This window comes from Pseudomonas graminis (assembly GCF_013201545.1).
GTDB lineage: Bacteria > Pseudomonadota > Gammaproteobacteria > Pseudomonadales > Pseudomonadaceae > Aquipseudomonas.
Window position 1 is genome coordinate 619,741 of record NZ_CP053746.1, and the last position, 22,836, is coordinate 642,576.

22 protein-coding genes and 1 other RNA gene are annotated in these 22,836 nt (G+C 61.2%); 4 read left to right on the forward strand and 19 right to left on the reverse strand.

What is annotated here, in order from left to right:
- Positions 1-3: 3 nt before the first annotated feature.
- From FX982_RS02825 to rsmI, 14 genes are all read right to left on the reverse strand, one after another.
- Positions 4-963 carry a D-alanine--D-alanine ligase gene (locus FX982_RS02825; protein WP_172609573.1) on the reverse strand — a complete coding sequence of 320 codons (960 nt, stop codon included), beginning with the start codon at positions 961-963 and terminating at the stop codon, positions 4-6.
- Entirely contained in the window at positions 960-2,420 is a 1,461-nt protein-coding gene (gene murC / locus FX982_RS02830; protein ID WP_122535939.1) for a UDP-N-acetylmuramate--L-alanine ligase, read from the reverse strand. Before murC ends, FX982_RS02825 begins: the two co-directional genes overlap by 4 nt.
- Positions 2,413-3,486 carry an undecaprenyldiphospho-muramoylpentapeptide beta-N-acetylglucosaminyltransferase gene (murG, locus tag FX982_RS02835; RefSeq protein ID WP_172609574.1) on the reverse strand — a complete coding sequence of 358 codons (1,074 nt, stop codon included), beginning with the start codon at positions 3,484-3,486 and terminating at the stop codon, positions 2,413-2,415. Before murG ends, murC begins: the two co-directional genes overlap by 8 nt.
- Complete coding sequence (gene ftsW, locus FX982_RS02840) at positions 3,473-4,690, reverse strand: putative lipid II flippase FtsW (RefSeq protein ID WP_037014687.1); 1,218 nt, start codon at positions 4,688-4,690, stop codon at positions 3,473-3,475. Before ftsW ends, murG begins: the two co-directional genes overlap by 14 nt.
- A complete protein-coding gene (murD, locus tag FX982_RS02845; RefSeq protein WP_172609575.1) occupies positions 4,687-6,033 on the reverse strand; it encodes a UDP-N-acetylmuramoyl-L-alanine--D-glutamate ligase in 1,347 nt (448 codons plus the stop codon). The genes ftsW and murD overlap by 4 nt, the downstream gene beginning before the upstream one ends.
- Before the next feature lie 5 nt (positions 6,034-6,038).
- Positions 6,039-7,121, reverse strand: coding sequence for a phospho-N-acetylmuramoyl-pentapeptide-transferase (mraY, locus tag FX982_RS02850; protein WP_122535936.1), 1,083 nt, complete (start codon positions 7,119-7,121; stop codon positions 6,039-6,041).
- Entirely contained in the window at positions 7,121-8,491 is a 1,371-nt protein-coding gene (locus tag FX982_RS02855) for a UDP-N-acetylmuramoyl-tripeptide--D-alanyl-D-alanine ligase (protein WP_172609576.1), read from the reverse strand. Before FX982_RS02855 ends, mraY begins: the two co-directional genes overlap by 1 nt.
- Positions 8,484-9,947, reverse strand: coding sequence for a UDP-N-acetylmuramoyl-L-alanyl-D-glutamate--2,6-diaminopimelate ligase (locus FX982_RS02860; RefSeq protein ID WP_172609577.1), 1,464 nt, complete (start codon positions 9,945-9,947; stop codon positions 8,484-8,486). The genes FX982_RS02855 and FX982_RS02860 overlap by 8 nt, the downstream gene beginning before the upstream one ends.
- Complete coding sequence (locus FX982_RS02865; RefSeq protein WP_206084628.1) at positions 9,947-11,692, reverse strand: peptidoglycan D,D-transpeptidase FtsI family protein; 1,746 nt, start codon at positions 11,690-11,692, stop codon at positions 9,947-9,949. The genes FX982_RS02860 and FX982_RS02865 overlap by 1 nt, the downstream gene beginning before the upstream one ends.
- Positions 11,692-11,985, reverse strand: coding sequence for a cell division protein FtsL (gene ftsL / locus FX982_RS02870; RefSeq protein WP_037014701.1), 294 nt, complete (start codon positions 11,983-11,985; stop codon positions 11,692-11,694). The genes FX982_RS02865 and ftsL overlap by 1 nt, the downstream gene beginning before the upstream one ends.
- Positions 11,982-12,929 carry a 16S rRNA (cytosine(1402)-N(4))-methyltransferase RsmH gene (gene rsmH, locus FX982_RS02875; protein WP_172609578.1) on the reverse strand — a complete coding sequence of 316 codons (948 nt, stop codon included), beginning with the start codon at positions 12,927-12,929 and terminating at the stop codon, positions 11,982-11,984. The genes ftsL and rsmH overlap by 4 nt, the downstream gene beginning before the upstream one ends.
- Positions 12,926-13,381: a division/cell wall cluster transcriptional repressor MraZ gene (gene mraZ, locus FX982_RS02880; RefSeq protein ID WP_037017349.1), complete on the reverse strand. Its 456-nt coding sequence runs from the start codon at positions 13,379-13,381 to the stop codon at positions 12,926-12,928. Before mraZ ends, rsmH begins: the two co-directional genes overlap by 4 nt.
- A gap of 306 nt (positions 13,382-13,687) precedes the next feature.
- An RNA gene (gene rnpB, locus FX982_RS02885) (RNase P RNA component class A) lies at positions 13,688-14,045 on the reverse strand.
- Between the two features lie 86 nt (positions 14,046-14,131).
- Positions 14,132-15,037, reverse strand: a complete 906-nt coding sequence (rsmI, locus tag FX982_RS02890) for a 16S rRNA (cytidine(1402)-2'-O)-methyltransferase (RefSeq protein WP_172612964.1) — start codon at positions 15,035-15,037, stop codon at positions 14,132-14,134.
- A gap of 222 nt (positions 15,038-15,259) precedes the next feature.
- Between rsmI and FX982_RS02895 the strand changes: the two genes are divergently transcribed.
- The 4 genes from FX982_RS02895 (at position 15,260) to FX982_RS02910 (ending at position 18,808) form a co-directional block, all read left to right on the forward strand.
- Positions 15,260-17,074, forward strand: coding sequence for a penicillin-binding protein activator (locus FX982_RS02895; RefSeq protein ID WP_172609579.1), 1,815 nt, complete (start codon positions 15,260-15,262; stop codon positions 17,072-17,074).
- A complete protein-coding gene (locus FX982_RS02900) occupies positions 17,071-17,445 on the forward strand; it encodes a YraN family protein (RefSeq protein ID WP_172609580.1) in 375 nt (124 codons plus the stop codon). The genes FX982_RS02895 and FX982_RS02900 overlap by 4 nt, the downstream gene beginning before the upstream one ends.
- Before the next feature lie 194 nt (positions 17,446-17,639).
- Positions 17,640-18,233: a phosphoheptose isomerase gene (locus FX982_RS02905; RefSeq protein ID WP_065992135.1), complete on the forward strand. Its 594-nt coding sequence runs from the start codon at positions 17,640-17,642 to the stop codon at positions 18,231-18,233.
- Positions 18,230-18,808 carry a BON domain-containing protein gene (locus FX982_RS02910; protein WP_065992133.1) on the forward strand — a complete coding sequence of 193 codons (579 nt, stop codon included), beginning with the start codon at positions 18,230-18,232 and terminating at the stop codon, positions 18,806-18,808. Before FX982_RS02905 ends, FX982_RS02910 begins: the two co-directional genes overlap by 4 nt.
- 79 nt (positions 18,809-18,887) lie before the next feature.
- Here the strand turns inward: FX982_RS02910 and FX982_RS02915 are convergent, their stop codons facing one another.
- The 5 genes from FX982_RS02915 to petA all read right to left on the reverse strand — a co-directional run bounded on the left by FX982_RS02915 (position 18,888) and on the right by petA (position 22,734).
- Positions 18,888-19,301 carry a ClpXP protease specificity-enhancing factor gene (locus FX982_RS02915; protein ID WP_172609581.1) on the reverse strand — a complete coding sequence of 138 codons (414 nt, stop codon included), beginning with the start codon at positions 19,299-19,301 and terminating at the stop codon, positions 18,888-18,890.
- A gap of 18 nt (positions 19,302-19,319) precedes the next feature.
- Entirely contained in the window at positions 19,320-19,937 is a 618-nt protein-coding gene (locus FX982_RS02920; RefSeq protein ID WP_037014722.1) for a glutathione S-transferase N-terminal domain-containing protein, read from the reverse strand.
- Positions 19,938-20,162: 225 nt separating this feature from the next.
- Positions 20,163-20,930 carry a cytochrome c1 gene (locus FX982_RS02925; protein WP_172609582.1) on the reverse strand — a complete coding sequence of 256 codons (768 nt, stop codon included), beginning with the start codon at positions 20,928-20,930 and terminating at the stop codon, positions 20,163-20,165.
- Positions 20,930-22,141 carry a cytochrome b gene (locus tag FX982_RS02930; protein ID WP_172609583.1) on the reverse strand — a complete coding sequence of 404 codons (1,212 nt, stop codon included), beginning with the start codon at positions 22,139-22,141 and terminating at the stop codon, positions 20,930-20,932. Before FX982_RS02930 ends, FX982_RS02925 begins: the two co-directional genes overlap by 1 nt.
- Entirely contained in the window at positions 22,141-22,734 is a 594-nt protein-coding gene (petA, locus tag FX982_RS02935; RefSeq protein WP_172609584.1) for a ubiquinol-cytochrome c reductase iron-sulfur subunit, read from the reverse strand. Before petA ends, FX982_RS02930 begins: the two co-directional genes overlap by 1 nt.
- Positions 22,735-22,836: the final 102 nt, after the last annotated feature.

Below are 22,836 nucleotides of genomic sequence, written 5' to 3' on the forward strand. Positions count from 1 at the left end.
GATTTACCCTCGCACCTGGACACTGTCGGCCAGAATCGCCAACACCAACTGTTGGAAATCGAGCCCGGCAGCACGTGCGGCCATGGGCACAAGACTGTGATCGGTCATGCCGGGAACGGTGTTCACTTCCAGCAACCAGAATTTGCCGTTAGCGTCCTGCATGACATCGGTGCGCGCCCAGCCGGCAATGCCGACCGCTTCACAGGCCCGAGCCGTGAGTGCCTTGAGTTCATCTTCTTTGGCTGCATCGAGGCCGCACGGAATCCGGTACTGGGTATCGGAAGCGAGGTATTTGGCGTCGTAGTCGTAAAAACTGTGGGGAGTACCCAGACCGATGGGAGGCAATACCTGCCCACGCAGAGAGGCGATGGTGAACTCCGGACCTTCAATCCATTGTTCAACCAACACTTGCGAATCGTAGGTACTGGCGGTATTCCAGGCAGCGATCAATTCGTCGACGCCGGTCACCTTGGCCATACCGATACTGGAACCTTCATGGGCGGGTTTGACGATTAAAGGAAAGCCCAGTTCCGTCGCCGCAGAAATACAATCCGCCTCGCTGCTCAGCACGGCGTGACGGGGTGTCGGCAAGCCGAGACTCTGCCAGACCTGCTTGGTGCGCAGCTTGTCCATCGCCAGCGCCGACGCGAGTACGCCGCTGCCGGTGTAAGGGATTTCCAGGCATTCCAGCAGACCCTGCATGGTGCCGTCTTCGCCGCCGCGACCGTGCAGCACAATGAACGCGCGATCGATTGTTTCGCTGACCAGCCGCTGCAGGAAATCCTCGCCCACGTCGATACCGAACGCATCGACGCCTGCGCTTTGCAGGGCTTCAAGCACCGCGCCGCCGGATTTCAGGGAAACCTCCCGCTCCGCGCTCTTGCCGCCAAACAGCACGGCGACGCGCCCGAAGCGTTTCGGCTCCAGCGTCGAGAACAGGGCGGACTGCAGGGCGGCTGTCATTTCAGCTTACCTTCGGTTGAGGCCACGATGGCGCCGGTGAACAGCGGGCTTTTCAGCAATTGCGGTGCGAGCCCGCCGATGTCGCCGGCGCCCTGGCACAGCAGAATGTCGCCGGCGCGCAGCAGCGGTTTGACCAGCGGGGCCAGTTCGACGCCACGCTCGATGTAGATCGGATCAAGCTGACCGCGCTGACGAATGCTGTGGGCCAACTGACGGCTGTCCGCGCCCGGAATCGGCTCTTCACCGGCGGGATAGACTTCCATCAGCAGCAGCACGTTGGCCTCGTTGAGCACCTGCACGAAATCGTCGTACAGATCGCGGGTGCGGCTGTAGCGGTGCGGCTGGTAGACCATGACCAGACGACGGTCCGGCCAGCCACCGCGCACGGCATTAATCACGGCAGCCACTTCGCGCGGGTGATGACCGTAGTCGTCGACCAGCATCACGTTGCCGCCTTCCACCGGCAGCTCGCCATAGACTTGGAAACGACGACCGACACCCTGGAAACCCGACAGCCCCTGAATGATGGCTTCGTCAGAGACGCCCTCGTCAGTGGCGATGGCGATGGTCGCCAGCGAATTCAGCACGTTGTGCTTGCCCGGCATGTTGACCGACACGTCCAGCGGCTCGCGGTCACGACGCAGCACGGTGAAGTGTGTGTGCATGCCGTCCTGACGTACATTGATCGCGCGCACGTCGGCGGCGTCATCGAAGCCGTAGGTCATGATTGGACGCTTGACCGAAGGCAGGATGTCGCGCACCACCGGATCGTCGATGCAAACCACGGCCAGACCGTAGAACGGCAGGTTGTGCAGGAATTCGACGAAGGTCTTCTTCAGCTTGTTGAAGTCGCCTTCGTAGGTCGCCATGTGGTCGGCGTCGATGTTGGTGACCACGGCCACCAGCGGCTGCAGGTGCAGGAAGCTCGCGTCGCTTTCGTCGGCTTCGGCGATCAGGTAACGGCTAGTGCCGAGCTGGGCGTTGGTGCCGGCAGCGTTCAGACGCCCGCCGATCACGAAGGTCGGATCAAGGCCACCGGCCGCGAACACCGAAGCGATCAGGCTGGTGGTCGTGGTTTTGCCGTGGGTACCGGCGACCGCAATGCCGTGGCGATAGCGCATCAGTTCGGCCAGCATTTCGGCCCGTGGCACCACGGGAATGCGACGCTCAAGGGCAGTGGCCACTTCCGGGTTGGAGGTGTTCACTGCGCTGGACACCACCAGCACGTCCGCCGTCGAAGCGTTTTCTGCGCGATGGCCGATGAAGATCTGCGCGCCAAACGATTCGAGACGCTCGGTCACCGGCGAAGCCTTGAGGTCGGAACCGGACACGTCATAGCCCAGGTTCAGCAACACTTCGGCGATCCCGCACATGCCCACGCCGCCAATGCCCACGAAGTGGATACGACGGATGCGGCGCATTTCCGGCTGTGGCATGGCGCGTTGATTCTCAACCATGGGCCACCTCCAGGCAGATGTCGACGACGGTGTTGGTGGCATCAGGCTTGGCCAGTTGGCGAGCGGTGACGGCCATGCGGTTCAATTGTTCGGGTTGCATCAAAACCTCTTTCAGGCGAGCGGCCATTTCGGCGGCGCCAGTTGTCGCTTGCGGCATGACGAAGGCAGCGCCCTCGCGAGCCAGATATTCGGCGTTGCGCGACTGGTGATCGTCGATCGCGTGGGGCAAAGGCACCAGCAACGACGGCAGCCCGGCAGCAGCCAGTTCACTGACGGTCAACGCACCTGCGCGGCAGACCACCAGATCCGCCCAGCCATAGGCCTGGGCCATGTCTTTGATGAACGGGGCGACCTGCGCCTCGACACCGGCGGCGCGGTACCGCTCGGCGGTCACTTCATCGTGATGCTTGCCGGCCTGGTGAAACACTTCAGGGCGGATGTCGGCAGGCACTTGCGCCAGGGCTTCCGGCAGCAATTTGTTCAGCGGCTCGGCGCCCAGGCTTCCACCCAGCACCAGCAAACGCGGCCGGCGGCCGATCAGGGTCTGGCGCGGTGTTTCGAAAAACAGCTCGGCGCGCACCGGGTTACCGGTGGTGCGACGCTTGGCCGATGCGGCGAAGGTCTGCGGGAACGCTTCACACACCCGCGCCGCGAAGGACGCCAGGCTGCGATTGGCCGTCCCCGCGACAGCGTTCTGCTCATGGATGATCAGCGGCACACCGGCGAGCTTCGCCGCCAGACCACCAGGGCCTGTCACATAACCGCCGAAACCGACGACGCAGACCGGCTTCAACTCGCCCACGATCCTGCGCGCCTGCAACAACGCCTTGAGCAACATGAACGGCGCCTTGAGCAACGACAGGCGCCCCTTGCCACGCAAACCGGTGACGTTGATCAAGTGCAGCTTCAAACCAGCCGCGGGGACCAGCTCGTTTTCGATGCCGCGTGGCGTCCCCAGCCAATGCACGGTGTAACCACGGGCCTGGAACTCACGGGCGCACGCCAGCGCCGGGAACACGTGGCCACCGGTGCCGCCCGCCATGATCAAAACGTTACCGGCGGCCATGGGTCGGCTCCTCGGCAAAGTCGCTTTCCTGGAACTCGGCTTCTTCACTGCCCATGTTGTTGCGCGATTCCCACTCGATGCGCAGCAACAGGCCCAGGCTGGCGCAGCAGATAATCAACGAACTGCCGCCGTAGCTGAGGAACGGCAGGGTCAGGCCCTTGGTCGGCAGCAAACCGACGTTCACGCCGATGTTGATCAGGAACTGACCAATCCACAGGAAGGCCAGGCCATACGCGGTGTACGCGGCGAAAAACTGCTTGGCGCGCTCGGCCCACATGCCGATGTACATCGCACGGATACTCACGAACACAAACAGCCCGACCGTGGCCAGCGAACCCACCACGCCCAGCTCTTCGGCGAGTACCGAGAACACGAAGTCAGTGTGTGCTTCCGGCAGGTAGAACTGCTTCTGCACGCTGTTGCCCAGGCCGACGCCGAACCATTCACCGCGCCCGAAGGCGATCAGTGCCTGGGTCAGCTGGTAGCCGGAACCGAACTGATCGGACCACGGGTCAGTGAAGGTAATCAGACGCGCCATCCGGTACGGCTGAGCCTGAACCAGCACGAACACCGCACCGACCGCCAACGCGACCATCAGGCTGAAACGGAAAAGGCCCACGCCGCCGAGAAACAACATTGCCGCCGCTGCGCCCATCATCACGACCGTGGCGCCGAAGTCCGGCTCCATCAGCAGCAGACCCGCCATCGGCAGCAGCACGATGAACGGCTTGAAGAAGCCCATCCAGCTCTCGCGCACTTCCTGCTGGCGACGAATCAGGTAACCGGCGAGGAAAATCACCACGAAGACTTTGGCGATTTCCGACGGCTGCACGTTGAACATGCCGAAGCCGATCCAGCGCATCGAACCGTTCACCTCGCGCCCGATGCCGGGCACGATCACCGCGATCAGCAGACCGAACGCGCCGATCAGCATCAGCCAGCCCAGACGCTGCCAGGTGGCGACCGGCACCATCATGGTCGCGACGCAGGCGATCAGGCCCAGCACCAGATAGATCAGGTGACGGGTCATCATGTACAGCGCGTTGCCCGACTGCACGGCGGCCACTTCCGACGATGCGGAAGTGATCATGACCAGGCCCAGGCCCAGCAACGCGAGGCAACCGGCGAGCATCGGGAAATCGACGTCAACGCCACGGCCGCTGATGATCGGCGACGGGTACGGCTTGATCACGCCAAAAATCATGACAAGTCCCCCACGGCCCGGGCGAACAGTTGTCCGCGCTCTTCGAAATTCTTGAACATGTCCAGGCTTGCGCAGGCGGGCGACAGCAATACGGCGTCCCCTTCCAGAGCGATATCAGCAGCACGTTGCACGGCTTCTTCCAATGTAGTGACGCGTACCAGAGGCACCGAATCGCCGAAGGTCGCGGCGAGCAAATCCGCATCGCGGCCCAGCAGGACCACGGCGCGGCAATGGGCGGCAACCGGGGCTTTCAGCGGGGTGAAATCCGCGCCCTTGCCATCGCCGCCGGCAATCAGCACCAGCTTGCCGTCGATGTCGGCGCCAAGGCCTTCGATCGCTGCCAGTGCAGCACCGACGTTGGTCGCTTTGGAGTCGTCGTAGTAATTCACGCCGTTGAGCGCACGCAGCCACTGGCAGCGATGAACGAGACCTGCAAATGTCTTGAGGCTGGCAAGCATGGCGTCGAACGGCAGGCCCACCGCATGACCCAGCGCCAGCGCAGCAAGGGCGTTGGCCTGATTGTGGCCGCCACGGATTTTCAGCTCGCGGACCGGCAGCAGGTTGTCGAACTGGAAGGCCAGATATTTCTCGCCGCTCTCCTCGCGCAAGCCAAAGCCGTTTCTGTCGGGCTTGTTCAAACCGAAGGTCCAGCACGGTACGCCTTCACCGATCAGCGGGCGGGTCAGCGCGTCCTGACGATTGACCACCACCTGCCGCGCGCCACGGAAAATCCGGTGCTTGGCCAGGTGATAAGCCGGCAGGCCGGTGTAGCGGTCCATGTGGTCTTCGCTGATGTTCAGCACGGTCGCCACTTCAGCGCCGAGCTGATCGGTGGTTTCCAGCTGGAAGCTCGACAGCTCCATTACATACAGCTCCACGTCATCGCTGAGCAGATCCAGCGCCGGCGTGCCGAGATTGCCGCCCACAGCAACACGCTTGCCCGCTGCCGCCGCCATGTCGCCCACCAGCGTGGTGACCGTGCTTTTCGCGTTCGATCCGCTGATGGCCACGATCGGCGCCTTGGCATTGCGAGCGAACAGCTCGATGTCGCCGGACAGCTTCACGCCGCGCATGGCCGCTTGCTGCAGGGCCGGGGTGGCCAGCGCCAGACCGGGGCTGACATACAGCTCATCGGCGCGGCACAGGAATTCAACGTCCAGCGCACCACAGCGCACTTCGACCTGCGGGTAATCACGGCGCAACGTCGCGAGTTCTGGCGGGTGCTCCCGCGTATCGGCGACAGCAAACGACACGCCCCGGTTCGCCAGGAAGCGAACCAGGGACATGCCGCTCTTGCCGAGGCCGACAACGATGCGGAAGTGGTCAGAAGCGATCAGTGACACTCGTTCTACCTCAGTTTCAACGTGGCAAGGCCGACCAACACCAGAATCACGGTGATGATCCAGAAACGGACGATCACACGCGGCTCGGGCCAGCCCTTGAGTTCAAAGTGGTGATGGATGGGCGCCATGCGGAAAACGCGGCGGCCGGTCAACTTAAACGATGCGACCTGAATGACGACTGACAGGGTTTCCATTACGAAAACGCCGCCCATGATGAACAGGACGATTTCCTGACGGACGATGACCGCGATGGTGCCTAATGCCGCGCCCAGTGCCAGTGCACCGACGTCGCCCATAAAGACCTGAGCCGGGTAGGTGTTGAACCAGAGGAAGCCCAGACCCGCACCGATCAGCGCGCCACAGAACACAATCAGCTCGCCCGCGCCCGGCACGTAAGGGATCAGCAGGTATTCCGCGAACTTCACGTTACCCGACAGGTAGCAGAAGATCCCCAGCGCGCCGCCGACCATCACGGTTGGCATGATCGCCAAGCCGTCGAGGCCATCGGTCAGGTTCACGGCGTTGCTGGAGCCGACGATGACGAAGTAGGTCAGCACGATGAAACCAATGCCCATCGGGATGCTGAAGTCTTTGAGCATCGGCACCAGCAGCGTGGTTTCCACTGGCGATTGCGCAGTCATATAAAGGAAGATCGCCGCGCCCAGGCCGAACACCGATTGCCAGAAGTATTTCCAGCGGCTCGGCAGGCCTCGCGAGTTCTTCTCGATCACTTTGCGGTAGTCGTCGACCCAGCCGATGGCGCCAAACAGCAACGTGACGATCAGCACGACCCACACGTAGCGGTTGCTCAGGTCGGCCCACAACAACGTGGCGATGCCAATTGCAGACAGAATCAGCGCGCCACCCATGGTCGGCGTGCCGGACTTGGACAGGTGCGATTGAGGTCCGTCGTTGCGCACGGATTGACCGATCTGCTTGCTCTGCAGGGCGCGGATCATCCACGGGCCCAGGCACAGGGAAAGTGACAATGCAGTGAGCACGCCAAGAATCCCGCGCAGGGTCAGGTACTGAAAGACCGCAAAGCCTTTGTAGAACTGTTGCAGATACTCGGCCAGCAGCAGCAGCATTAATGTTTCTCCAGGCGTGTTCCGCATAAGGCCGCTACGACGTTTTCCATCGCAGCGCTGCGTGAACCTTTAATCAAAATGGTGGTGTTTTTATCGTGCTCGGCGCCGAGGGCTTCGATCAGCTCGGCCTGAGTTTCAAAATGGCGGGCATCCTGCCCGAAAGCCTTGACCGCATGGGCCATCAACGGACCGACGGCATACAGGGCGTCGACTTTGCCGACTGCGTATTCGCCGACATCGCGATGGCCCTGCTCCGCCCAGGCGCCCAGCTCGCCGATATCGCCCAGCACCAGAACCTTGCGGCCCGGGAAACCGGTGAGGATGTCGGTCGCGGCAGCGACGGAAGTGGGGTTGGCGTTGTAAGTGTCATCAATGACGCGCATGCCGCTCGGCGCGAGTTGCGCGACGGTGCGGCCTTTGACCGGCTGTACGTTGTCGAGCCCGGTGACGATGCCTGCCAGCGATACATCCAGCGCGTGGGCAGCAGCGGCCGCGGCCAATGCATTGGCAACGTTGTGGGTGCCGAGCAGGTTCAATTGCACCGGCGCGGAGCCGTTCGGGGTGTTTAGCGTAAACGCCGGGCAACCGCGCGCATCGATGCCCAGGTCGCTGGCGTAGAAGTCAGCACGGCTGTTGTTGAGCGCGAAGCTCAACACCTTGCGCGAGCCGGCGCGAGCCACCCAGATATCGAACGCCTTGTCGTCAAGGTTCAGCACCGCAGTACCGCGAGCGTCCAGGCCTTCGATGATCTCACCCTTGGCTTCAACGATCTTTTCCGGACCGCCAAACTCGCCCACATGAGCGGTCCCGGCATTAGTCAGGACAGAGACGTGGGGCTTGGTCAGGCTGACGGTAAACGCGATCTCGCCCACACGGGATGCGCCCAGCTCAATGACCGCGGCTTCGAATTCCGGCGCCAACTCCAGCAGCGTCAGCGGCACGCCGAGTTCGTTGTTCAGGTTCCCCCGCGTCGCCAGCACAGGACCACGGGTGCGCAGGATGCTCGCAAGCATTTCCTTCACGGTGGTCTTGCCGCTGGAACCGGTGATCGCAGCGACCGGCTTGTCTATAAAGGCATTGCGGTTCAGCGCGCCGAGTTGCGCGAGGGCTTTGCGGGTATCGGTGACGATCAACTGCGGCAGCGAACTGCACGGGACCTCGCGCTCAACCAGCGCGCCAACCGCCCCTTTGGCGGCTACTTGATCGAGGTAATCGTGCCCATCAAAACGCGGGCCGGTCAGCGCCACGAACAATTGGCCGGGCGTGATCGCACGGCTGTCGATACTGACACCGGAAAAACTGCAGTCATGGCCGACACGACGTGCGTCGAGCGGCACCAGCAGCTCGCTGAACGAGAGCGGCTTAAGCATGTGCAGCCTCCCAGGCGTCGAGCGCTTTGGTGGCTTCTTCAAGATCGGAAAACGGCTGACGCTCTCCGTTGATTTCCTGGTAATCCTCGTGGCCCTTGCCGGCCAGCACGATCACATCGGCGGCGGACGCCTGTGCAACGATTTGCGCGATGGCCTGACCACGCCCGGCAACGAAATCCACTGCGTTAGCCGAGACGAATCCGGTACGGATGTCATCGAAAATACGGGACGGGTCTTCGCTGCGCGGGTTGTCGTCGGTGACCAGCACTTTGTCGGCCAGACGCTCGACCACTTCCGCCATCAGCGGGCGCTTGCCGCGATCGCGATCGCCGCCGCAGCCGAACAGGCAGGTCAGTTGACCTTTTGCATGGGGACGCAACGCCGCGAGCACTTTTTCCAGCGCGTCAGGGGTGTGGGCGTAATCGACCACCACCAGCGGACGTGAACCACCGCCCAGACGCTGCATCCGGCCAGCAGGGCCTTCCAGCGTCGGCAGTACTTTCAAGATGTCGTCGAGCGGATAATCAAGGCCCATCAACGCGCCGACCGCAGCCAGCACATTACTCAGGTTGAAACGGCCCAGCAGGCTGCTGCGCAACGCATGGCTGCCCTGGGGCGTTACCAGGGTCGCGCGCACGCCGTCGTCATCGAAATGCGCGTCACGGCAGAACAGATAAGCACTGCTGTCTTCCAGGCTGTAAGTCACCAGGCGCGAAGGGTGAGGCGCCGCAGCGAGCTGTCGACCAAATGCGTCGTCAAGATTGACCACACGGCAGCGCAGGTCACTCCAGGCGAACAACTTGGCCTTGGCGGCCGCGTACGCCTCCATGGTGCCGTGGTAATCGAGATGGTCACGGGACAGATTGGTCATCACCGCCACGTCGAAAGCCAGCGCGGTCACCCGACCCTGATCCAGCCCGTGGGACGAGACTTCCATGGCAACCGCTTTGGCCCCGGCCCTTTTCAGGTCATACAGGGTCGACTGCACGGAGATCGGATCCGGCGTGGTGTGAATGCCGCTTTTCAGCTCGCTATAGAAGCCGGTGCCCAGCGTACCGATGATGCCGCAGTGCTGTCCAAGCGTGTCCAACGCCTGCGCCACCAACTGAGTCACGCTGGTTTTGCCGTTTGTGCCGGTCACGCCGATCAGGTTCAGGTTGCGGCTAGGGTCGCCATAGAAGCGCCCGGCGATGTCGGACAGCTGTGCTGCCAGGCCTTTGACCGGAATCATCGGAATGTCGGTGATCGGCAGCACCTTGGCGCCTTCGGCTTCGTAAGCGATGGCGGCCGCGCCATGGGCGATGGCGTCAGTGATGTGCTCGCGGCCGTCGATCTTGAGGCCCGGAATCGCCAGAAACAAATCGCCCGGACGCACTTTGCGGCTGTCGAGGGTCAGTTCGCGAATCAGCAGATCGCGATTGCACTGCGCAAACAGCTTGCTCAAATTCAAAGACATCAGCCACGTCCTCCCTTGACTGGAGCGACGGCGGGCACGGCGTTGGCTTGTTGCTCAGGTGGAACCGGCGCGAGGTTGTCCGGGCGCACGTTCATCAAGCGCAGGGTGCCCGACATCACCTTGCTGAACACTGGAGCGGAAACCAGACCACCGAAGTAGCCGCCTTTGCTCGGCTCATCGATGACCACAACGACCGCGTAACGCGGGTTGCTCATCGGGCCGAAACCGGCGAACAGCGAACGATAGGAATTTTCGGCGTAGCCCTTGGTGCCCACGGACGTTTTCCGCGCGGTACCGGACTTGCCCGCCACGTGATACGACGGAACGCGCGCACGGTAAACGCCGCGCGGGTCTTCGATCACTTGCTGCAACATGCCCTGCACGGTCTTGGCCGTCGCTTCCGGAATGGCCTGAACCGATTCGGCTGGATTATCGGTCTTGAGAATGGTCAGCGGGACAATCTTGCCGTTGTTGGCCAATGCCGCATAAGCGTGCACCAACTGCAGCGCTGTGACCGACAGGCCGTAGCCGTACGACAGCGTTGCGGTTTCAGCCTTGCGCCACTCGCGGTAGTTGGGCAGGTTGCCGACGCGCTCACCCGGAAAGCCGAGGCCGGTGTATTGACCCAGGCCCACACGCTGCATGGCGCGGAAAATCGCTTCGCCACCCACATCGAACGCGACTTTACTCATGCCGACGTTACTGGAGTTGATCAGGATGCCGGTCAGGTCGAGGATCGGGCCTTCGGTTTTGGTGACGTCACGGATGGTGTATTTACCGATCTGCAACGTGCCCGGGTATACCTCGACCTTGTCGCTCGGCTTCCAGCGGCCACTTTCCAATGCAGCGGTCATGGAGATCGGCTTCATGGTCGAACCCGGCTCGAACACATCGATGATCGCGCGGTTGCGCATCGCGGCCGGAACCATGGTGCGACGGTTGTTCGGGTTGTAAGTCGGCTGGTTGACCATCGCCAGCACTTCGCCTGTCTTCACGTCCATGATCACCAGGCTGCCGGCCTTGGCGTCGTTTTCCTGAATCGCGTTACGCAGCTCGCGGGTCGCCAGGTATTGCAGGCGCAGATCAATAGACAAAGCCAAGGTCTTGCCGGCCTTGGCGTTTTTCTTCACTTGCAGGTCTTTGATCATCCTGCCGCGCCGGTCCTTGATGACCTGCCGCTTGCCGGGGACGCCGGCGAGCCAGTCTTCATACGCCAGCTCTACGCCTTCACGGCCGTGATCGTCGAGGTCGGTAAAGCCGACCATGTGCGCAGTGACATCGCCCGCCGGGTAGAAACGGCGGAATTCTTCCTTGCCGTAAACGCCCGGGACTTTCAGATCGAGCACCGACTGACCCTGCTCCGGGGTCAGGCCGCGGACCAGGTAGATGAATTCTTTGCTTGCCTGCTCGTTGAGGCGATCCGTCAGTGCCTTGGGATCCTGCCCCAGCGCCTGCGCGAGTTGGCCCCACTTGGTCTTGTCGGCCTGCATTTCGGACGGGTTCGCCCAAATGGTAGTGACCGGCGTACTGACGGCAAGGGGCTCACCATTGCGGTCGGTGATCAGACCACGGTGGGCAGGAATCGAAACGGTACGCAGGCTGCGCGCATCGCCCTGTTCGATCAGGAAGCGATGGTCAATGACTTGCAGGTCGACAATGCGATAGCAGATGGCGATGACCATGACTGACAGCAGGCCGACCACGACACGGAACCGCCACGGGTAGAGCGCCCCTTCGAGTTTCATCATGGCGACACCATCCGGATATCGGCGGCGTTCGGGATGCGCATTTTCAGCTGATCGGTGGCCAGGGCTTCGATACGGCTGTGGGCGGTCCAGGTGCTTTGTTCAAGAATCAGGCGGCCCCACTCGGCCTGCGCCTTGTCGCGCACACTGAGTTCACCGTAAAGGGAGTTGAGCAACTGCCGGTTCCAGTGCGCGCTGTACGCCACACCGATCGCCGACACCAGCACGGCGATAAACAGCATCAGCATGAAGAAGCTGCCGCCCGGCAGGGGCTTGAAGAAACCGCGGCTCATCGGAGTTTCTCCGCGACGCGCATGACGGCGCTGCGCGAACGCGGATTGGCGCGGGTTTCATCATCGGACGCAAACTGCGCCTTGCCGATCAATTTGATACGCGGCTCGAACGCCTGATGACGGATCGGCAGGTTGCGTGGCAGGTTGTCGGCTTCGCCCTTGACCAGTTTGCGCATGAACAATTTAACGATACGGTCTTCCAGCGAGTGAAAGCTGATGATCACCAGACGGCCACCCACTTCGAGGACTTCCAGCGCAGCCTCAAGACCTGCTTCCAGATCGCCCAGTTCGTTGTTGACGTGAATGCGCAGGCCCTGAAATGCACGAGTCGCCGGATTCTTGCCCTTCTCCCAAGCAGGGTTGGCCACTTTCAGCACTTCGGCCAGATCGCCGGTGCGCTCGAACGGTTGAGTCTCGCGGCGGGCCACGACGGCGCCTGCCATGCGGCGGGAAAAACGCTCTTCGCCGTATTCTTTGAAAACGCGGGCGATTTCTTCGGCGGGCGCGGTATTGACGAACTCGGCTGCACTGACACCGCGGGACGGGTCCATGCGCATGTCGAGGGGGCCATCATTCATGAAGCTGAAGCCGCGCTCGGGGTCGTCCAGCTGAGGCGAAGACACACCGAGGTCCAGAAGAATGCCGCTGACCTTGCCTGCCAACCCGCGCGCTTGAGCTTCGGCGCCCAGTTCAGCAAAGCTGCGCTGCACAATGACAAAGCGGCCGTCTTCGGCCGCCAGCGCTTGCCCAGTGGCAATCGCTTGGGGATCTTTATCGAATCCGAGAAGCCGACCCTCAGGCCCCAGGTTCTGCAATATAAGTCGGCTATGCCCGCCACGCCCAAAGGTGCCATCCAGATAGCAGCCATCGGCGCGCACCGCGAGAGCCTCGACGGCTTCTTCGAGCAGTACGGTGATGTGGGTAAAGCCGCTATTCGTAGTCACAGGATCAAATCACGCAGTTCATCGGGCATCGCACCCGGTTTTTGAATGGCCGCAAGGTCCGCATCAGCAAGTGCGTTCCAGGCGTCCTCATCCCACAGTTGAAACTTGTTGAGCTGGCCTACCAGCATCACTCGCTTATCGAGCTTGGCGTACTCACGCAAACGTGGCGGCACCAGGAAACGCCCACTGCCGTCCAGTTCCAGATCCACAGCGTTACCGATCAACAGCCGCTGCAGACGACGGTTTTCTTCACGAAATGTGGCGAGCTCGCGCAACTTGGCCTCAATCAGCTCCCATTCCGGAAGCGGATAGATGCATAAGCACGGGTCGACGGTATCAATGGTGACGATCAGCTGCCCTGCGCTACGCGAATCCAACTCGTCACGGTACCGGCTCGGCATAGCGAGACGGCCCTTTGCGTCGAGATTGATTGCGTTTGCACCACGGAACACGGCGCGATCTCCAAATATTATCTTTTTGAGCTCAAAAAACCCACTTCACGCCACTTTCCGCCACTCGCGCACACTATAGGAATGCGCCCACCACACCGTCAAGGCGACTTCACGAGGAAAACCCTTACAGGACGGATATTTAGGAGCACTTACGAAGGAGATATGGCGGATTTCGGATCGGTCCGACGGATATTTCCTAGGACGAACAAAAGGATGGCGTACGAAGTTAAAGTGATTTGTGAGGTTTAAGATTTTTTTGGTATTACCGGAGGGGATAAATCGTACAAACGAGGGGAAGAAAAGGAGGTGGAGAGTCGATCTGTAAGCCGGGTTCTGTCGAGGACAGTCATTCCTCTACGATGGCCATCACTGGACATCTTTAGCAACCTACCCGGTTCCAGCGCGGGCCACGCCTTGGAACCCTATTTGGTCTTGCTCCGAGTGGGGTTTACCTAGCCACGAACTGTTGCCAGACGTGCGGTGCGCTCTTACCGCACCTTTTCACCCTTACCGGCACCGAAGTGCTTAGGCGGTTATTTTCTGTGGCACTTTCCGTAGGCTCGCGCCCCCCAGGCGTTACCTGGCACTCCGCCCTATGGAGCCCGGACTTTCCTCCCCCCTTCATTGCAGAACAATGAAAGGCAGCGACTGTCCAATCGACTCTCCGCCGCCAAGGTTAATGGGAGGACGGCTCAAGAACAAGCTTTAATCGGCTCTCGCGCCATTTGCAGAGCCGCCCGCGACATCCCGTCACACGCCCTTCTGTTTATCCAGCGCCACCTGATAAAGCAGGTTCTTGCGTACGCCTGTGATCTCCGCAGCCAGTGCGGCGGCACGTTTGAGGGGCATTTCTTCCAGCAGCAGATCCAGCACCCGCCTCGCTTCGGCGCCAATCGCATCCTCGCCTTCCGGCTCACTCCAGCCCGCCACGAGCACCACGCACTCACCGCGCTGCTGATTGCTGTCCCCTTCAACGAAGGCACGCAACTCGGACAGCGGCAGTCCCTTGAGGGTTTCGAACGTTTTGGTTAATTCGCGGCCGAGCACCGCGGGACGGTCAGGGCCGAAGATTTCTTCCATGTCCTGAAGGCACTCAAGAATGCGATGGGGCGCTTCATAGAAGATCAGCGTGCGGGGTTCTTCTTTGACGAGTTCGAGCCGCGCCTTGCGACCCACGGATTTGGCCGGCAAGAAGCCTTCGAAGATGAAGCGGTCTGAAGGCAGGCCCGCCGCAGACAGCGCCGCGATCAAGGCGCAGGCGCCCGGGACCGGGATCACTTGAATACCTGCTGCCCGGGCCTGCCGCACCAGATGGTAGCCAGGATCGGAAATGAGCGGCGTGCCGGCATCGGAAATCAGCGCAACGTTATCGCCCGCCAGCAAGCGTGTGATAAAGCGGCTGCCCTCCTCGCGCTCGTTGTGCTCATGGCAGGCCGCCAACGGCGTGGGGATACCGAAATGCTGCATCAGCCGTAACGAGTGCCGGGTATCCTCCGCCGCGATCAGCGAGACATCGCGCAGCACCTTCAAGGCACGGGCGCTCATGTCATCCAGGTTGCCAATCGGCGTGGCCACCACATAAAGCGCGCCTGTAGTGGAATTCGAAGCACCCGGAGCAGTCAAAGCGCACACCTCATGTTGTGTAAAAGCCTGCATTGTACAGGCTGCGGCCGACAAAACAGGACGTCGCACCCCGTAAGGCCAGAAAAGCAACTCGAACCGCGGCATCACGGCCGCGACTCCGCGACCTTGCGACTCAGGTCAACTGACGCGCCCGGAGACGACCGATATCAACGCTTTAACACCTTCAACGTCGCGCCCCGGCCAGTGCTTGGGTACACTTCCACGCTAATTTGCTCGAGTATCAGGAACATACACATGATCGCTTGCCTGCGGCTGTTCTCTGCCCTCTGCCTTGCCGCCCTCCTGGCTGCCTGTGCCGGTTCGCCCTCCTCTAGCCTTGGCGAACTGCCTCGCTCCCCCGATGCCAGCATCGAACAATTGCTCGAACAGGCCGCAGCGGCCAAGTCGCCTGATCAGGCCGCACTGCTGAAACTGACGGCGGCCGACCTGGCAGCCCGCCAGAACAACCCGAGCCGCGCCGCGAGCATCCTCGAGCAGGTGCAAATCGACCAGCTCAAGACCGACAAACAAATCTACGCCAACACCTTGTCTGCCGAACTGGCGCTGGGTCGTAGCCAGCCGAAAGCTGCGCTGACTTCCCTCAACCACCCGAGCATGCAGCATCTGGGCGAAATGCCGGTTGACCTGCAAACCCGTGCCCACACTGTTCGCGCCCGGGCTTTTGAAGCAGATGGTCAGACCCTCGCAGCTGCGAGCGAGCGCGTGTTCATGGGCCCGTTGCTGCAAGGCGATGCCTTGAACGCCAACAACGACGCTATCTGGACGCTGGTTGCCGCATTGCCACCCGAGCAGCTGCAAAGCTCGGCCAACGATGACATCGGCGGCTGGCTGAGCCTGGCCCGCGCGGTCAAGGGTGCCGGCACGCTGGAACAGCAACAGGCTGCCATCGACAACTGGAAGGCGCAGAACCCGCAGCACCCGGCGGCACGTCAGCTGCCGACCGCCCTCGCGCAATTGCGTGACCTGAAGAGCCAGCCGCTGACCAAAATCGCGTTGCTGTTGCCGCAAGACGGTCCCCTCGCCGCGGTATCGCGCGCTCTGCGTGACGGCTTCATGGCCGCTAACTATCAAGCTCAGCAGGCCGGCGAGAAGCCACCGGCGATCGAAGTGTTCGACAGCTCCCGCGTGACGTCGATGGACGACTTCTATGCGCAAGCCAAGGCGGCCGGCGTGCAGCTGGTGGTCGGTCCGCTTGAGAAACCACTGGTTAAACAGTTGAGCGCCCGTCCGCAGTTGCCGATTACTACGCTGGCGCTGAATTACAGCGATTCAGTCACTCAAGGCCCTGCCGAGCTGTTCCAGTTCGGTCTGGCAGCGGAAGACGAAGCCCGCGAAGTGGCGCGTCGCGCCTGGGCCGATGGCAAGCGCAGTGCTGTTGCCATGGTGCCGAAGGGTGAATGGGGTGATCGCGTGCTGGAGGCCTTCCGTCAAAGCTGGCAGGCCAAAGGCGGTACCTTGTTGGGTGCTGAACGCATCGACCAGCCAGTCGCGTTGGCTCAGCAAGTTGCCGATCTGTTCCAGCTGCGCAACAGCGAAGGGCGCGCTCAGCGTGTGCAAAGCGCTACCGGCACGCAGATGGCCGCTCAGCCTTCCCGTCGCCAGGACGTAGACTTCATGTTCCTAGCTGCAACGCCTCAACAGGCTCAACAAATCAAGCCAACCATGGTCTTCCAGTACGCCGGTGATGTTCCGGTTTATGCCACTTCGCACCTCTTCACCAACAGCGGCGACCCGGCGATGTACAACGACCTGAACGGTGTGCGCTTCTGCGAAACGCCTTGGCTGTTGAACGCCAACGACCCGCTGCGCCAGCAAGTGACCGCTCAATGGCCGCAAGCCGCCGGCAGCCTTGGCCGTCTCTACGCCATGGGCATCGACGCGTACCGTCTGGCGCCACGATTGACGCAACTCAAAACCCTGCCTGACAGCCGCATCGATGGCCTGTCCGGCAGCCTGGCGATCGGTCAGGGCCAGCGCATCGAGCGTCAACTGCCGTGGGCAGAGTTTGTAGATGGCAAGGTCCAGCGCCTGCCGGACACCGCGCCTTGACCTCAGGCACCACCCGTCAAACGGCAGGGCGCGAGGCCGAAGCCTACGCCCTGCGTCACCTGCAACAGCATGGATTGCAGCTGATTACCCGCAACTGGTCATGCAAACGCGGCGAGCTTGATCTGGTCATGCTCGACGGCGATACAGTAGTATTCGTCGAAGTTCGGTATCGTCGCCACGCCGGTTGGGGTGGCGCGCTGGAAAGCGTCGATTTTCGCAAGCAGCAAAAGCTCACCTTGGCAGCTCAATCCTTTCTGCAAAGCGAGGTGCGCTGGGCCGATTCACCGTGTCGCTTCGACGTCGTCGCGATCAATGGCGACCCCGGCACATCACCCGCGCTTAACTGGCTGACTAACGCTTTCGATTGCTGAAAACGCGATGATTCCGTCGGATTGCAGCGTAAGATCGGCCGCCTTCCCGGCTAAAGCCGGTCCTACTGCAACAACCCAACGAACCACATTGGCTCTTTTGCTCTTTGCTTTGCGGGCTGCACAGTTTTGTGCCGGGACGCCGATGACTTATCGGACGCCGCCCCGACCAGCCGCCCCTATTAAGGTTTTCATAGATGGACATGCAATCCCGAATTCGCCAGCTTTTCCAGGCCAGCATCGACACCAAGCAACAGGCGATGGATGTTGTTGCACCCCACATCGAGCAAGCCAGCCAAGTGATGGTCAACGCCCTGCTCAATGAGGGCAAGATGCTCGCCTGCGGTAACGGCGGTTCGGCTGGCGATGCCCAGCACTTTTCCTCGGAGCTGCTCAACCGTTTCGAGCGCGAGCGACCGAGCCTGCCCGCCATCGCGCTGACCACCGACACGTCCACCATCACCTCCATCGCCAACGACTACAGCTACAACGAAATCTTCTCCAAACAGATTCGTGCACTGGGTCAGCCGGGCGATGTGCTGCTGGCGATTTCCACCAGCGGCAATTCGGCGAACATTATTCAGGCCATCCAGGCCGCACATGATCGTGAAATGATTGTCGTAGCCTTGACCGGTCGCGATGGCGGCGACGTTGCGTCGCTGCTGTTGCCGGAGGACGTGGAGATCCGCGTCCCGGCAAAAGTCACCGCACGTATCCAGGAAGTCCACCTGCTGGCGATCCACTGCCTTTGCGACTTGATCGACAGCCAACTGTTCGGGAGTGAAGAATGATATCCAAACGTCTTAGCCTGCTGGCCCTGACGCTCTGCCTGGGCATCAGCGGATGCAGCTCGGTGATCAACGCCAGCCGCGAAGCACCGATCGATGACGATCGCGGCACACGCACCTTCGGCAGCAAGATCGACGACTCGCTGATCGAGACCAAGGTTTCGGTCAACATCGCCAAGGCCAACCCTGATCTGGACAACGCCTCGCACATCGTCGTAACGAGCTTCAACGGCATCGTGCTGTTGGCAGGCCAGACACCGCGCGCCGACCTCAAGCAACTGGCCGAGCAAACCGCCAGCCAGGTGCAGAAGGTCAAGAAGGTCAACAACGAGCTACAGGTCACCGGCCCGTCCTCGATGCTGGCGCGCAGCAATGACGCCTGGCTGACGAGCAAGATCAAAACCGAGATGCTCACCGACAGCGCCATCCCGGGCTCGCGCATCAAGGTCGTGACTGAAAACGGCATCGTCTACCTGCTGGGCCTGCTGACCCAGGCAGAAGCCACCCGCGCCACCAACCTGGTGCAAGGCGTCGGCGGCGTGCAGAAGATCGTGAAGCTGTTTGAGTACATCGACTGACGCGCTCCTACATAGCCACTCAACAGGCACAAAAAAGGCGATCCCTCGGGATCGCCTTTTTTGTTATTGCAGAAGCGACTTACTTGACCACTTTCAGACTCGGCCGGCCCGTAGGGCGTGGTGGCTCGTCGTTCGGTGGCGGCATGTCGTCTTCGACGTCGATATCTTCGTCTTCATCCACAGCAGGCTCCAGATCGAAGACCATGCCCTGCCCGTTCTCGCGGGCATAAATGCCCATGATGGCGGCAATCGGCACGTACAGGCTGTGGGGAACGCCACCGAAGCGGCCTTCGAAACTCACCGCGTCGTTGTCCATGTGCAGATGGCGCACGGCGCTCGGTGAAATGTTCAGAACGATCTGCCCGTCATTGGCAAAGCCTTGCGGGACTTGCACCGCGGGAAACTCGGCATTGACGAGTACGTGCGGTGTGCAATCGTTATCCACGATCCACTCATACAGCGCGCGGATCAGATAAGGGCGACTGGAGTTCATCAAACGGCTCCTAAGGCCTTAGCGCATGTCGCGTTCGACACCAGACAGACTTGCCTGAAATGCCTCACGCGCAAATTGGCGCTCCATATAATCAAGCAGCGGCTTGGCGGGCCGCGGCAATTCGATACCCAGAATCGGCAGGCGCCAGAGTATGGGCAATAGACAGCAGTCGACCAGACTTTGCTCGTCGCTCAAGAAAAAAGGCTTGTCCGCGAACAACGGCGACACGCCGGTCAGACTTTCGCGCAGTTCCTTGCGCGCCTGAACACGTGCGGCTTCTTTGCTGCGCGGGTCCAGAATCAGATCCACCAGACCGCACCAGTCGCGCTGAATCCTGTGGATCAGCAAGCGGCTGTTGGCACGCGCTACCGGATAGACCGGGAGCAGCGGCGGATGGGGATAACGCTCGTCCAGGTATTCCATTACCACCGTCGACTCGTACAACGCCAGGTCACGATCAACCAGGGTCGGCACGCTGCCGTACGGATTCACCTCGATCAATTTGGGCGGATGACGGCCCTCGACAACTTCAATGATCTCGGCGCTGACACCTTTCTCGGCGAGCACAATGCGCACGCGATGGGAATAGTGGTCGGCGGGGTCGGAGTAACAGGCCAACCGATTGGTCACGCCCATGGCGGTCCTCCTCGCTTGTAGATATTCAAAAAGCAGAAATACGGATGCGCCGCGAGGCGCTTTCGGCGACGTCCACGATGATCGGGTGTTCAACGCGGGCGACAAGATAGCTCATTTACTCAAGGTAGATTCTGCAATCTTCAGCCCGCCACTATACCTGCTCTCCCCTCATTACCTGAAACAGTGCAGCTGCAAGCGGCGCAGGCTCGCGAATCAGACGGCTGCTCAATGGATGTCTTTCCAGAATTCGCGCTTGAGCAGGTAGGCCAGGATGAGCAGCACGGCGAGGTAAAGCAGCACGTAGGTGCCGATGCGCTGGTGCTGCAGCTTGTCCGGGTTGGCCGAGTAAGCGAGGAAGGTGACGAGGTTCTTTATCTTCTCGTTGAACTGCGCTTCGGTTAGCGTGCCCGTGTTGGGAACGGCGACCAGTTGATCGCAGCCTTCGTGAGTAAGGGGCGTGTCTGCGTGTTCTGCTTCCACCCCGCGCCGCTGAACCTCCCTGCAGCCGAGCCTCTGACGCCCCTGAAGCCCTTCCAGCACATTGGGCATGGCCACGTTCGGAAAGACGGTGTTGTTCACGCCCCAGGGCCGCGTCGGGTCCTCGTAGAACGAACGCAGGTAGCCATAGAGCCAGTCCGTCCCGCGAACGCGCGCGACGAGGGTCAGATCGGGCGGTGCTGCGCCGAACCATGTTTTCGCGTCCGCCGGCTGCATGCCGATGGTCATGTGATCGCCGATCTTTGCCCCGGCAGGCGCCAGCTTTTCCAGCATCAGGTCGTGGGGAATACCGAGATCGTCCGCCACGCGCTCGTAGCGCTGGAACCTGGCGCTGTGGCAACCCATGCAGTAATTGACGAACGTGCGCGCACCATCCTGCAGAGAGGCCTTGTCAGACACGTCGATGTCGACGCTCTCCAGGTCCGCAGCGTGCTCAGCAGCGAACGACAACGCCGGCAACAGGGCAATGAGCAAGACAGCGAGCAGCCGCTTCATCAACTCGTCACCCTGTCCGGCACCGGCTTCGTCCGCTCCATTCGCGTGTAGAACGGCATCAGGATGAAGTACGCGAAATACAGGAAGGTGCAGGCCTGCGACAGCAATGCCCGCCCGGGGCTCGGCGGCAATACGCCCAGCACCCCGAGCGTCACGAAGGACCCGCAAAACAGCAGCAGCCAGACCCGGCTCAGCCAGCCCTTGTAGCGCATCGATTTGACCGGACTGCGGTCAAGCCACGGCAGCACGAACAGCACGGCGATGGCTGCACCCATGGCCATGACGCCGAGGAGCTTGTCCGGGATGGCCCGCAAGATCGCGTAGAACGGCGTGAAGTACCAGACCGGCGCAATGTGCTCCGGGGTCTTTAAGGCGTTGGCCTGCTCGAAGTTGGAGTTCTCGAGGAAGTAACCGCCCATCTCCGGAAAGAAAAAAACCACTGAGCAGAAGATAAACAGAAACACCACGACGCCAAGCAAATCCTTGACCGTGTAGTACGGGTGAAAGGGAATGCCATCCAGAGGATTGCCGTTCTCATCCTTGTACTTCTTGATGTCGACGCCATCAGGGTTGTTGGAGCCCACTTCATGCAGCGCCAGGATATGCAGCACCACTAGCCCGAGCACCACGATTGGCAGCGCCACGACATGCAGCGCGAAGAAGCGATTGAGGGTGATCCCGGAGACCAGGTAATCACCGCGAATCCACTGCGCAAGGTCGTTGCCGATGATCGGAATGGCGCCGAACAGCGAAATGATCACCTGGGCGCCCCAGTACGACATTTGCCCCCACGGCAGCAGGTAGCCTGTGAACGCCTCGGCCATCAGCGCCAGATAAATCAGCATGCCGAAGACCCAGACCAGCTCCCGCGGCTTCTGGTACGAGCCGTACAGCAGCCCGCGAAACATGTGCAGGTAGATGACGATGAAGAACGCCGACGCGCCTGTCGAATGCAACAGCCGCAGGATCGAGCCGTATTCAACGTCACGCATGATGGACTCGACCGAGGCGAAGGCCCCCTCGGCCGTGGGCGTGTAACTCATCGTCAGCCAGATGCCCGTGAGGATCTGGTTGACCAGCACCAGCAACGCCAGTGAGCCGAAGAGATAGAAAAAATTGAGATTCTTCGGTACGTAGTACTTGCTGAGGTGGTTTTCCCACAATGAAGTCGCGGGAAAGCGCGCATTGATCCCGCCCATGAGCCTGCTCATTACGCTTCCTCCTGATCCACACCGATGACGATAACTGAGTCCGACTCGTAGGAATGCGGCGGCACCGGCAGATTCAGCGGTGCAGGCTGTGCCTTGTACACGCGTCCGGCGAGGTCATATCTGGAGCCGTGACAAGGGCAAAAATATCCACCGACCCAGTCCTTGCCCAAGTCAGCGGGGGCGACTTCGGGGCGAAACGTGGGCGAGCAGCCGAGATGGGTACAGATGCCGACCAACAGCAGGATTTCCGGCCGGATGGAACGGACCACCGGATCGACATAGCCAGGCTGGGTAGAATCCTTTGATTCGGGATCGGAGAGCCGGCCCGTGAGCTGGCCCAGACTGGAAAGGATCTCGGGCGTACGACGGACAATCAACACCGGCTGACCTCGCCACTCGGCGATCATCTGCTGGCCGGGTTCGATCTTGCTGATGTTGACTTTGACAGGCGCTCCCGCAGCCCTGGCTTTGGCGCTCGGGAACCATGAGCCTACGAACGGCACGGCGGCGCCGACCGCTCCTGCTGCGCCTACCACAGACGTGGCCGTCACAAGGAAGCGACGCCGGCCCGTGTTTACGCCGTCATTGCCCATGGCGCCCTCTCCCGTCAGCATCCGAGATCTCCCTGGCCAAGGCCTCGGAATCAATAATAGACAGCCATAAAAAAACGCCCAGCTTCGTATAGAAACTGAGCG